7 protein-coding genes are annotated in these 12,421 nt (G+C 74.3%); 1 reads left to right on the forward strand and 6 read right to left on the reverse strand.

The features are described 5' to 3' along the window. Positions 1-37: 37 nt before the first annotated feature. Entirely contained in the window at positions 38-676 is a 639-nt protein-coding gene (locus ACH4OW_RS24345; RefSeq protein ID WP_398030006.1) for a uridine kinase, read from the reverse strand. 85 nt (positions 677-761) lie between these two features. Between ACH4OW_RS24345 and ACH4OW_RS24350 the strand changes: the two genes are divergently transcribed. Beyond that, on the forward strand, positions 762-2,621 hold the full coding sequence (locus tag ACH4OW_RS24350) for a hypothetical protein (RefSeq protein ID WP_398030007.1): 1,860 nt from the start codon (positions 762-764) through the stop codon (positions 2,619-2,621). Here ACH4OW_RS24350 and ACH4OW_RS24355 read toward each other — a convergent pair. The 5 genes from ACH4OW_RS24355 to ACH4OW_RS24375 form a co-directional block, all read right to left on the reverse strand. Next, positions 2,605-4,947: a tetratricopeptide repeat protein gene (locus ACH4OW_RS24355; RefSeq protein ID WP_398030008.1), complete on the reverse strand. Its 2,343-nt coding sequence runs from the start codon at positions 4,945-4,947 to the stop codon at positions 2,605-2,607. The two genes, ACH4OW_RS24350 and ACH4OW_RS24355, sit on opposite strands and share 17 nt — an antisense overlap. Further along, complete coding sequence (locus tag ACH4OW_RS24360; protein WP_360126673.1) at positions 4,940-5,398, reverse strand: hypothetical protein; 459 nt, start codon at positions 5,396-5,398, stop codon at positions 4,940-4,942. The genes ACH4OW_RS24355 and ACH4OW_RS24360 overlap by 8 nt, the downstream gene beginning before the upstream one ends. Positions 5,399-5,606: 208 nt before the next feature. Beyond that, positions 5,607-7,487 (reverse strand): helicase-associated domain-containing protein, encoded by a 1,881-nt coding sequence (locus ACH4OW_RS24365; RefSeq protein WP_398030009.1) that lies wholly within the window; start codon positions 7,485-7,487, stop codon positions 5,607-5,609. Between the two features lie 14 nt (positions 7,488-7,501). Beyond that, on the reverse strand, positions 7,502-9,094 hold the full coding sequence (locus tag ACH4OW_RS24370; protein WP_398030010.1) for an SWIM zinc finger family protein: 1,593 nt from the start codon (positions 9,092-9,094) through the stop codon (positions 7,502-7,504). After that, on the reverse strand, positions 9,091-12,063 hold the full coding sequence (locus ACH4OW_RS24375; protein ID WP_398030011.1) for an SNF2-related protein: 2,973 nt from the start codon (positions 12,061-12,063) through the stop codon (positions 9,091-9,093). Before ACH4OW_RS24375 ends, ACH4OW_RS24370 begins: the two co-directional genes overlap by 4 nt. Between the last annotated feature and the right edge of the window lie 358 nt (positions 12,064-12,421).

Raw genomic sequence — 12,421 nt, forward strand, 5'->3', positions numbered from 1 at the left:
CCCGGGAAGGCCCGGTGCGCCAGAGGAAAGCGGCTGGTCAGGCGCTTCCGGTCCAGACCGGGCGGTTCGGATCGTCCGCCTTCACGACGACGTCCGCGGTCTCGTCAGGCCGCACCTCGTCCTCGTAGCGCGCGAAGGCGGCCAGCGTCCACCGCTCGCCCTCCGGCGTGCGCCGGGTCAGGGCGGCGGGCGACAGCTTCAGGTGGACCGACAGGTCGAAGGGGAACCAGTGGCCGAACAGCAGCGGTCCGTGCAGCAGCAGGACACCGCCCGGCGGCAGCGCGGTATACGGACTGCGCGTGGCCCGGTCCGTCCGGGGATCCCACAGGTCCGGCAGCACCCGGCCCGTGCCGCCCGGATCCAGCGGCGTGAAGACCTCGCGCCAGAGTGCCTGCCGGTCGAACCACTCGTCGTAATACGCGTCGGGGTCTTCCTTCCCGTACTCCAGGCGGAGGGAGGCGGGGCGCAGGAACCCGTCGGCCGCGACGACGTGCACGGGCCGGCCGCGCAGCCGCAGTGCCTCCGCGAGCCGCCCGGCGGCGTCCTCCGGGCGGGCGGCCGGCGCCCCGTCGATCGCGACGCGCAGCCACGGGCCGCCGTCCGCCGCCTCCGTCGCACCGATCCGCTCGGCCAGCGCGTCGGTCAGCCGTTCCCAGGTGATCGCTTCGAGCCGCACTCCTTCATTCTGCCGGGCGTACGGGACCACCGGTTAGGGTGGCCGGTCGGGCCAGGGGTGAACGGCGAGTCGTGTGGGGGAAGCGGTGGCGGACAGGCTGCGATGGCTGCGGGTGCCGGTTGGCCCGGAGGGGCCGCAGTGGTCGACCCGGGCCGGAGCCGCGCGGGTCCTGTTCGTGGTGCACAACGTCACCTCCGCCACCCGGCTGCTAGACGTTCTCCCCCTGTTCGACGCCGACCCCCGCGTCCAGTGCCTCGCCACCTGCACGGGGTCGTCGCCCTACCTGCACGGCGTACCGGAACTGCTGGCGGACGCCGGGCTGCCCGTCCTGCCCTGGGAACAGGCCGTCCAGACCCCGGTCGACCTGGCGATCAGCGCCAGCTATGGCGGCGAACTTCAACTGATTAAAGGGAAGTTGGCCGTCCTCTCGCACGGCATTGGCTACAATAAGAGGCTTCCTACACCGGACACCGGACACCGGACACCGGACACCGGACACCGGACACCGGACACCGGACACCGGGGATCGAGATCGGGGCCGGGGCGCGAGCCTGATCCGGAGCAGGCGCCGGTCTTCGGACTCTCGCCTGAGTGGCTGCTGTGGGACGGCAAGCCCATCGCGAAGGCGACCGTGCTGTCCCACCCCGAGCAGCTCGTCCGTCTCCGCCACGCCTGTCCGCCCGCTGCCCGCACCGCCGTACTCGCCGGGGACCCGTGCTACGACCGTCTGCTGGCCGCCCTCCCCCATCGTGAAGGGTTCCGTCGCGCGCTCGGCGTCTCCACCGGTCAGCGCCTTGTCGTCCTCAACTCCACCTGGGGGCCGCGCTCCCTGTTCGGCGACGGCAACGACATCCTGCCCTGGCTCCTGGACAGCCTCGTCAGCGAACTCCCCGTCGACACCTACCGCCGCTGCGCCGTCCTGCATCCGAACATCTGGCACGGACACGGCCCCGGCCAGGTGCGCGCCTGGCTGCGGCACGCCGAGGACGCCGGGCTGACCCTCGTGCCTCCGCTGGGGCCTTGGCGGCAGGTCCTGGCCGCCGCCGACGCCGTCATCGGGGATCACGGCAGCGTGACGTACTACGCGGCCGCGACCGGTACGCCCGTGCTCCTCGGCGCGTTTCCCGCGCAGGACCTCGACCCGGGGTCGCCCGTCGCCGAACTGGGCCGCATGGCGCCGCGACTGCGCCCGTACGAACCGCTGCTCCCCCAGCTCGACAAGCTCTTCGCCGGCCACCACCCCGACCGGTACGCCCAGCTCACCGCCCTGGCCAGCTCGGCGCCCGGCGCATCGGCCACGCTGCTCCGGCGCACCTTCTACGGCCTCATGGGCCTCTCCGAACCCCGTCCGCCCGCCTACCTGCCGCGACTGCCGGCCCCCGCCTACGGGGACGGCCCCGCCACCATTTCGCCCGCGTCCCCGGTCCTGGCCCCCGTCCGGGTGCTGACGCGGCTGCGCGACCGCCGGCCGGACGCGCTCCCCGAGATAGCCGTCACCCGCCATGCGGGCACCTCCCACGAACCCGAGCCGCCGGAAGCGCCGTACCCGGAGCCGTACCCGGTTTCCGCGCACACCGCCGTCCACGAGGACGTACCGGACGCGACCCGGCTGTCCCTCGCCGACCTGGTGCTCCACCACTCCCAGCCCGAACCGGCGGCGTGGACGCAGGCCGCCGTGCGCCGCCACCGGCACTGCGCCATGGCCGCGTGCGTCACCGCGCCAGACGCCTGCGTCGTCCGCGTTCCGGACGGCCGTCTCGTCACGCTCAGCGCGGCGCCCGGCCCGGACGGCCACCGCGACCTGTGCGATCCGGCCGCGTACGCCTCGGCCCTCTACGCCTGGTACGAGAGCGGGAGGCCCGTCGAAGCCCTCCTCGACGGCCTGGTCGTGGTGACGGGCGACGCCGGCCACCGCCTCCACGTCACGATCACGCCTCCTCCGTAAGCCCTCCGGGCCCCTCCTCTCCCGTCACGCCACCGTCCGGACCGGCTTCTGCCTGAGCGGCTCGCAGCCGGTCGAGCCGCGCCCGTACGGCGCCGGTCCGGGGCGCTCCGGTCCTCTCGTGGAAGTCGAGCGCCACCCGTAGACACCGGATCTCACCCGCCAAGTCCCCCGCCTGGCGGGCCTGGTCGGCACGCAGCTCCGCGAGGTCGGCCTGCTGTACGACCGAACTCTCCGCCGCCATGAGGGCCTCCGCCCGGCCGAGCGGCTCGTCGGCCTCCCGCACGCGCCCGGCGTCGATCAGCGTCCGCCCGAGGCTCATGAGCACCCGGCCCTCGTTGTACGGATCGGGCAGCGCCCGCACCGACTCCAGCGCGTGCCGCAGCTGTTCGACCGCCTCCTCGTGGCGGCCCATGCCCTGGAGCGACCGTCCTAGGTGGTGTTCGAGCAGCGCCAGCGCGCGGGGGTCTCCGACCTGCCGGGCCAGGGTCCGTGCCGACCGGAAGCGCTCGGCGGCGTCGGCCCACCGCTCCTGCTTGAGGTGCAGCAGGCCCAGGGATTCCACCGCGGTGGCTTCGCCCCGTATGTGCCCGGCGCGACGGTCGGCGGCGGCCGCCCCTTCGAACTGCGTCTGCGCCTGCGCGTACTCCGCCAGCCCCAGGTACGCGAAGCCGAGCTGAGCGCGCATCCGCCCTTCGGCCTCGGGGCACTCCTCCGCGCAGCGCACCGCGGCCTCCACTCCGAGCAGGTGCGTGCGTACCCACTGCTCGTGGAATCCGAGCCGCAGGTGCAGCCCCCACATCGCCTCGCACAGCTGCCACGCCAGGTCGTCGTGCCCGTGGTCCACCGCGGCCCGTACCGCCTCGGCGAGGTTTTCCCGTTCGGCTCGCAGCCAGGTCAGCGCGGTGCGGCCGTTCTCGTATGCGGCAGGCCGGCCTGCCTGCTTCGTGTACGCGGGTCCCAGGTGCCAGCGGCCCGGCAGCACGCAGACGTCGGCCGCGACCGCGGCGCGTACGTACCAGAGCAGCGTTCTACGGACGGCCGCCGCCGCTCCCGCGATACCGTCCTGCGCCGCCGCACGGCGTTCCGCGTACTGCCGCCAGAGGTCATGGAACCGATAACGCTCCTGGTCCGCAGCATGGGCACCAGCTCCCGTCCCGGCTTCGGGTTCGGGTTCGGCTTCGGGTTCGGCCACACGTTCCAGCAGGTGCGCCTCGGCCAGTTCGGCGAGCAGGCTTCTCGCCTCGTCCTCGGTGACGCCCGCGGCAGCCGCAGCGGCGCCGGGTATCACATGCGTCCACGGCCGCAGGCTCACGAGCCGGAACAGCCTGGCCGCGGCCTCCGGCAGGTTCCCGTACGCGGTGTCCATCGCGCCCTGCATCGGCCGGCCGGAGCCCGCGCTCACCTCGTCGTCGCCCGGGCCGTTCCCACGGCTCGCGTCACTCACGGCCATTTCGCGCTCCAGCAGTTCCCAGTCCGGCTGTTCGGCCCCGGCGGCACGCGCCCCGATCGCGCACAGTGCGAGCGGCATCCCACCGCACCGCCGCGCCACCGCCTCGGCGCCGGGCCCGGCGCCGCCCAGGCGGGCGAGCAGCCCCACCGCGTCCCGGGTGGGCAGCGGCCCGAGACGTATGACGTGCGCGCCGTACTCGATCACCAGGCGGCGCAGGTCCGCACGGCTGGTCACGATCGTCAGGGAAGCCGGGGAGGCGGCCAGCAACGGCCGTACCTGGGCGGCCGAATGCGCGTCGTCCAGCACCGTCAGGATGCGCCGCCCCGCCGTCACGCTGCGGAACGCGCTCTCCTGCGCGTCCGGCTCCGCCGGTACGAAGTCCCGGTGCACACCGAGGTCGCGCAGGAAGCGCAGCAGTACCTCGGACGGCCCGGTCGCCGTCGCCGCCGACGCGCCGCGCAGGTGCGCGTACAGCTGGCCCTCTTCGAAGCGGCTCTCCAGCGCCGCGGCCAGGCGCAGCGCGGTGGCCGTCTTTCCCACACCACCCGGGCCGCACAGGACGACCACAAGGGGCGCCCCGCCGCCTCCAGTGCCTTCGGCGCCACCGTCCGGCAGCGCCTCGTCGAGTAACCCCGCCACCTCGGCCAGCACGGCGTCGCGGTCGACGAAGTGGCGGGTGCCCGGCGGCAGCGTACGGGGCACCGGCGCACCCGGCACGATCGCCGGAACGGCCTCCTGGATGGTCAGCGTGCCGATGGTCTGGGCCTGCACGGCAGATCCGTAGACCGTCCCGCTGATGTCGTTGCGCACGCCGACGGCCGCCTGCCCGTCCGATGCGGCCCCGGGCGCGGGCGCACCGGCCCCCGTGTCAGCCACGAGCCGGCCCCTCCGTGCCCCCGCCGCCGCCCTGGGTGAGCCGCGAGATCACCCCAGCCTGGATCACCGTGCCTTGATGCACCTCGCCACTGATGGTGTTGTGCACCTCGCGCACACTGACCCCGGCCTCCGCTTCGGGCCGCAACTCCGCCAGCAGCCGCCGCAGTTCCTCGGCCGCGGCCGGGTCGTCCCGCAGCACCCGCCGCAGCCGCACCCGCCATTCGGCCGCCACGTCGGCAGCGCCCTCCTCGTCACCGCTGCGCTGCGCGGCCACCAGTTCGGTACGCGACTCTTCCAGCTCCCCTTCGAGCGCTTCCTCTTCTCCGCCGCCCCGGCGCCGCGAGAAGAACGCCGCCACTCGCTCCCGCGCCTGTGACCACCCTTCGGTCACCATCTGCTGCACCAGCGTCGTCGCCCCTGCCGTCGCGAGCGCCGTCAACTCCGCGTCCATCCAACCCCCCTTGCCCCAGCCGTACGAGCTGCACGGCGTGCGTCGCTGTCACGGTAAGGAGAACTCTCTCCTCTTGCCCAGCCGGAGGGTGACCGGACGGCGGCGAAGCCACCGTCACACCCCTCCCGCCTCCCGTACCTTCCTCGTCGATTTCCTACTCCTCCACGCTACTTCCCCCCACTGACAGTGACGACTCCCGCACCGGCAGTCAGACCGCCAGGAGCCGTTGCGCCAGGGCGAGCGGCGTGGTGACGGGAGCCGGCGTGCTCGGGCGGGTGCGGTGACCGGAGCGGCGTTCGACGGAGGCGGTGCCGGACTCGGATTCGAGTGCGGGGGCGTAGCCGGCGGCGCGGAGTGCGTCGAGCGTCGGGGCGGGCGGCTCCGCGCTGACCAGGACGGTGGGGGCGACGACGCGCAGGCCGAGCTTCTGGAGGGAGCGGTGGGCGGCGAGTTCGCGGACCAGGGCCTCGTCGTCGGAACGGATGCAGCAGCCGGCGGGCAGGACGCGCATCTGGCCGTGTGTGCGAGCGGCGTCCTTGACGAGGTAGGCGAGGGGCTGCGGCAGGGGCCCGGCAGCCGACGCCTTGGCGAGGTCGTCGAGCAGGTCGGCGGCATCACGGCCGTCGTCGAGGGCACGGCGTACGGAGGCGGGGGTGAACCGCCAGGTCACGGCGTGGCCTTCGGATTCGCGGTCGGCGGCCGAGGACAGCAGGTCGGCGAGGGCCGCGGACGGCGCTCCTGTGACGACGGCGGTCAAGTCGGCCTGGAAGTGGGCCTGCTGGACGGGCGGCGGCAGGAGGTCGCGAAGGGCGGCGTCGAGGATCTCGGGGTGCGCGGGAGATGCGGCCAGGAGAGCGTGTCCGAGGGGCGTGAGGGTGCCGTGCGCGGTGAGTGCGAGGAAGGCCGCCTCGTCGAGGATGTGGGCGGCGCGAGCCTCGGCCAGCGGTTCGCCGATGACGGCCAGCGGCCGGTGCCAGGCCGCGGCTTCAAGGACGGCGGGCAGGTCCCGTACTCGCGGCGTGTCGGGCAGGGCCGGCGCACGGGCCGCGAGCCGGGCGGAAGCGGCATCGGCCGGGGCCGTGGACAGCGCTGCGAGCAGGGCGTGCCGCAGGGCCGGCGCGTGCCGGTCCTCGCCGCGCACCAGGGCCGTGGGGGTCTCTCCGAAGGGGGTGTGCGTGGGGATGGACCAGAGGGTGGTCCAGGCGGTGAGGACCGGGGTCAGCCGCTCGCCGGGGGCCAGGGCCAGCCAGTCGTCGTACGCGCCGGTGGGCAGCGCCGTGATGCCGGCGGGTGTACGGGTCAGCGCGATGAGGTCGGCGGCGAGGGTGAGGTCGAGCAGGAGGCGGGTACGGGCCTCGGTCGTGCCGGCCGCCTTGGCCAGGCGCTTGATCTCGCGGAGGGCCAGGCCACCGGTCTTCCGGAGGGCCGCCGGCTGGGCGGCGAGTGCGGCGAGGAGACGGTCCAGGGTGGCGGCGAGGGTGGTCGCGGCGGCCTGGGATTCGGCCTGGAGTGCGTCCGCCCCTGGGCCGGCGGTGGTGGCCTCGGGCACGGGGAGGCGCGGGGCGGCGTGCCGGAAGGGGCCCAGGTCATGGGCGGCCAGAAGCTGCGGCGCGCGGGGCGGCACCACGAGGGCGCCATCTTCGTCGGACGCGGCGAGGCCGTCTTCACGCAGGCGGTGCAGCGCGGCCGTGACGGCATCGCGGGCAGGGCCGGCCGCGGCGGCGCCGAGGGCCTCGTACACGTCTGCCGCCGGTACGGGGTCGGTGGCCAGCTCAGGGAAGGAGAGCCGGTGTGCCATCAGGGACTGGTAGTCGGCTCCGGCAGTGGGGGCCGCGGGCACGGGGGCGGCACGCCGGGCCAGGTCCTGGCTGATGCGGGCGGTGGCGGCCAGGACCTGGAGGCAGGGGTGGTCGAGGTGGAGGACGGTGTGGTGGAGGGTTTCGTACGACCACAGGGCGGTGGCCAGTTCGCGGAGCCGGGTGGGCGCGGGCCGGCGGGACAGCGGTTCCGCGTGGCGGGTGAGCAGGGCGGCGAGCTCTTCGGGGGTGCGCTGCGCGAGGGACCGGGTGAGTGTGTCGAGACCTTCCACGGCCCCGAGGTTAGTCACTGGCCGACAAGAGCGCCGAGGGCCCCCACGGGGTCGGCGTCGGCGCGGCCGGTGGGCCACCAGTCCTCGGTACCGGGGTCGGATTCGTAGGGGTACCAACGATTGTCGTGGCCGAAGCGCAGTTGGACGCCGCGGGCGGGGTCGGTGAGGTGGTTGTGGCGGGGTCTCAGGGCGGGGAGGCCGGCGGCGATCAGGGCGCTGCGGGCGCGGTCGAAGTCACCGGCGGGCGGATTCCAGGTGGTGTCGAGCAGGGTCAGTCCTTCGAGGCCGCCCTGCCGCCAGGCGGCGACCGCGCGGGCCACGTCCGTCACGGTACGTCCGGTGGCCGCGGCGAGGTCGCGGTAGAGCGCGCGGGTGGTGGCGGTCAGGCCCGCGGTGGGGTGGGCGGTGGCCGCCAGCCGGATGCCGTCCTGCCAGGGGGTGAGCGCGGGGAACGGGGATGGATCGGACGCCTGCCCGGCATGCGGCCCGGCCGGGTACGGCTGCCGGGAGGCCGCCGGCGGGGCGGGGGATATGGCGCTGAGGTAGGCGTGGGCGCGGGCTGTCGCGTCGGCGGCCAGGAATTCGAGGGCTCCTGCATCCAGAGGCAGGCCGTCGGCTTCCGGGAGGGCGTGGGTGTGCCCGGGGTGCGCCGGGAGGGTCAGGGGCGGCGGGAGGGGCGGCAGCAGCCGGTCGGCCAGGGCGATGCGGGCAAGCACACCGCGAGGCGGCCGTTCCTCCGGGGCTGGCGCCTGCTCCGGTGACGCGGAGACCACACGCTCCGCCGGCTTCGCGCGCCCGTCCGGCCCGTTCTCCGATGCCGCCTTGGCGCCTCCCGGTGTGCCCGTTTCCGCCGACGCCGCCTTCGTGGCGGCGATCGCCGCCCGTGCGTCCGCGCTGGGTACGGTGCGCGCGCCGGACAACGGCCCGACCGCCGCTCCCGGCCGTGCGCCGCGGGATTCCCGGGCGGTGAGCGTCGCATTGCGGCGCGACAGTTCGTCCAAGAGTTCGCGTTCACCGCGGCCGCGCATGAGAAGCAGCACGAACGGGTCGGCGTCCAGCAGCCGGGCCACCTGGAAGCAGACCGCGGCGGCGTGCTTGCACGGGTTTCCGTGGTCGGGGCAGGAGCAGCGGGGCACCAGGTCGCCCGGTCCTGGCAGCAGCCGTACGCCCGCTTCGGCTACGGCCCGCGGCAGATTCTTGGCCAGGAGGGCGGTGAGCTGGGCGGGCTCGGCGGCGATCGTGTCCAGGAGGACGGTCCACTCCTCCGCGGAGAGCACCTGGAGGCGGATCACCACGTTGTACGGGCGCGGCCTGCTGCCCCGCACGGAGGCGGCGATGCGCCCGGGGGTGATGTTGATCGTGTCGACGTTGCCGTCGCGTGCGTACGTACGGCCGCGGGCGAGCCGGCCGCTGTCCAGGGCCGTGGTCTCCAGGGCGTCCAGCCAGGCGCTCCCCCACCACGACTCGGCGAACAGCCCCCGGGCGCCGGAACGCTCCGGCAACGGCGGGAACGTACGCGACCGGTCGGAGCGGTCCATGGTCCCCGGCCGGTCGTCCGCGGCGCCACGGCCGGTGTCCGCGGGAAGGGGGCGCGGGCGGCGGCTCATGCGGCCCTCCTCAGGGAGACGAGATCGGCGAGCTGGGCGTCGGTCAGTTCGGTGAGCGCGGTCTCGCCGCCGGAGAGGACCGCGTCCGCGAGGGCGCGTTTCGCGGTGAGCAGTTCGGCGATGTTGTCCTCGACGGTGCCTTCGGCGATGAGCCGGTGGACCTGGACGGGCTGGGTCTGGCCGATGCGGTACGCCCGGTCGGTGGCCTGCTCCTCCACCGCGGGGTTCCACCACCGGTCGTAGTGGACGACATGGCCGGCCCGGGTGAGGTTGAGACCGGTGCCGGCCGCCTTCAAGGAGAGCAGGAAGACCGGGGCCTGGCCCGACTGGAAGCGGTCGACCATCTCCTCGCGCCGCTTCACGGGCGTACCGCCGTGCAGGAGTTGGGTGCCGATGCCGCGCGCGGTGAGGTGCTGTTCGAGCAGGCGCGCCATTTCCACGTACTGCGTGAAGATCAGTGTCGCGCCGCCCTCCGCGAGGATCGTGTCGAGCAGCTCGTCGAGCAGCTCCAGCTTGCCGGAGCGCGCCGCCAGACCGGGCGCCGCCTCCTTGAGGTACTGCGCGGGGTGGTTGCAGATCTGTTTGAGCGCCGTCAGCAGCTTCATGACCAGGCCGCGGCGGGCGATGCCCTCGGCCGCTTCGATACGGGCCAGGGTCTCGCGCACGACCGCCTCGTACAGCGCGGCCTGCTCACGGCCGAGCGCGACCGGATGGTCCGTCTCGGTCTTGGGCGGCAGTTCGGGAGCGATGCCAGGGTCGGACTTCTTGCGGCGCAGGATGAACGGGCGGACCAGGCGGGCGAGGCGCTCGGCCGCCTCCGGGTCCTCGCCGCCCTCGACCTCGCGCGCATACAGGGCACGGAAGCTCTTCAAGGAGCCGAGGAGGCCGGGAGTGGTCCAGTCGAGGAGGGTCCACAGCTCGGACAGGTTGTTCTCGACGGGAGTGCCGGTGAGGGCGATACGGGCCGGGGCCTTGATGCCGCGCAGTGCTTTGCCGGTGGAGGAGCGCGGGTTCTTCACGTGCTGTGCTTCGTCCGCGACGACCCACGCCCAGGAGCGGGCGGCCAGCGCGGCGGCGCTCGAACGCATCGTGCCGTACGTGGTCAGCACGAAGCCGCCGTCGACGTCTTCGAGGCTGCGGCCGGTGCCGTGGAAGCGCCGTACGGGAACGCCGGGGGCGAAGCGCTCGATCTCCCGCTGCCAGTTGCCCAGGAGGGAGGCCGGGCACACCACGAGGACGGGGGCGGCGGGGCGCTGGTGGAGGTGGAGGGCGATGACCGTGATGGTCTTGCCGAGGCCCATGTCGTCGGCGAGGCAGCCGCCGAGCCCGAGGGACGTCATCCGGTCCAGCCAGGCGAGGCCGCGCAGCTGGTAGTCGCGCAGGGTCGCGTGCAGACCGGCGGGCTGCGGCGGGACCGGTGCCTCCTGGGTCAGCCTGGAGCGCAGCGCGGCGAGGGCGCCCAACGGCACCACCTCGACCTCTTCGCCGTCCACCTCGGTGGTGCCGTTCAGCGTCGCGGCGAGGGCGTCGACCGGGTCCAGGTAGCCCAGCTCGCGCTTGCGGGCCTTGCGGACGAGCGCCGGATCGACCAGCACCCACTGGTCGCGCAGCCGCACCACGGGCCGGTGGGCCTCCGCCAGGGTGTCCATCTCCGCCTCTGTGAGCGGCTTGCCGTCGAGGGCCACCTGCCACCGGAACTGCAGCAGCTTCTCGGTGTCGAAGAAGCCGAAGCCGTCGGCCGCCGACCCGGGCGCCGGGCGCAGCACCGCGGCCGCGGTCAGGCCGCGGGCCAGCTCCTTCGGCCAGTGCACGGCGATTCCGGCGGCGGCCAGACGCGGCGCCGCCTCGCCCAGCAGTTCGTACAGCTCCTCTTCGGCCAGCGGCAGGACGTCGGGGACCGGCCGCTCCAGGAAGCGGGCCAGCGGCGGCCAGACGCGGGCCGCCCGGCGCAGCGCGAGCAAGGTGTCGACGCGGGCGCGCGGCCCGAAGTGATCAGGGCCTTCGCCCTCCCACAGCTGGCCGGCGTCGGCGATGAGAGTGGGATCGGTGAGGCTCTGCACTTGGAGGACGGCGGCCGCGGCACTGCGCTCCCCACTGGCACGCCCAGGCCCCCGACCATCACCGTCGCCCACGGCCCCCTCTCCCTCCCCTTCGCCTTCCCCGTCCGTTGCAGGCTCGTCCCGCATGTCGAAGAGCCCGTGGGCAGGCAGGTCCAATCGCAGCGACAGACGCACCCCGGCGTCCACGCCCGCCGCCACCTCGGCGGCCCAGTCGCGCGCGCCGGGCAAGTACTGCGGCGCTGCCGCTGCGAACGGGGCCCCGACCAGGTGAGCCGCAGCAGGCGTACGGGGCAGCGCGTCCGTCACCGCGTCCACCAGGGCTCGCACCATGTGCGCTGGGTCGTGGACTTGCAAGGGGCGGCTACCGGGGAGCGGGACGGCGTAAGCCTCGGGCGGCATGGCGGCGGCGACAGCCCGGAGGTGTGCGATGTCCTCGGGGTCCAGTGGCCCGGCGCGCCAGGCGTCGGCGTCCTCGGCGGTCAGCCCGGGGAGGAGCCGACCGCGTGCGGCCAGGTTCAGCGCATGCAGGACGGCTGCGCCCCAGCAGGCCGCGGCGGGGTGGGCAGCCGGGTCATGCCGGGCACGGGCCAGCAACGGCACGGCCTCGGCGACGGGCAGCAGCACAGCGGGGACCGTACGACTGCGGGCCCCGTTGCCGTGCCGGCGCGCGACCGTCAGCTCGGCCGCTCCCGCCGCGCCGGTCCCCTCCGCCGGGAGCGGGCCGCCGTCCGGTCGCCAGAACGCGAACCGACCGGCCCGGGGCGGCTCGGCGGGCAGAAAGACCGCGGCGCAGCGGACGAATGCATGACTGGCCGTTCCCTTCTCGCTGCCGGGCGCTGTGGCACCCGTGACGGCGGGCGGAGCGGCCGCGGGTGTCCGCCGTCCCGCCGCCTCCCTGCTGCCCGCCATGTCGCTGCCTTTCCCTAGCGCCCGTTCCGCCTCCGCTGCTGCCGTCCGGCAGCCACGTTCTGTCCGCCCCGTCCCCGGACCTGCGAGTTTACGGTCGTCCACCATCACGCCCCTCCCTTCCGCCAGCCGCCGACGCCACTCGCGAAGCAGCTCCGGGCCCCTTCCCGCGGCACCGTTTGCGAGCCCGAGATCGCTCGGACCGTGCGAGATCGATGGAAGCAGACGGCACTGACAACGCCCTCGCCGACGAGCGCCGGACGGAAGTTATCCACAGGCCGCGAGAGAAATCCCACGGCCGGCTCGCGATGGGCTACCGTCCAATCACTCGTCACGCACAGTGACGGATTCGCCACAACGC

The sequence above is a fragment of the Streptomyces sp. NPDC017056 genome (assembly GCF_044332485.1).
Classification (GTDB): Bacteria; Actinomycetota; Actinomycetes; order Streptomycetales; family Streptomycetaceae; genus Streptomyces.

Coding starts and splice junctions, on each gene's coding strand:
- ACH4OW_RS24375 (WP_398030011.1), bottom strand. CDS start 12,063: ATGGCGGGCAGCAGGGAGGCGGCGGGACGGCGGACACCCGCGGCCGCT.
- ACH4OW_RS24360 (WP_360126673.1), bottom strand. CDS start 5,398: ATGGACGCGGAGTTGACGGCGCTCGCGACGGCAGGGGCGACGACGCTG.
- ACH4OW_RS24370 (WP_398030010.1), bottom strand. CDS start 9,094: ATGAGCCGCCGCCCGCGCCCCCTTCCCGCGGACACCGGCCGTGGCGCC.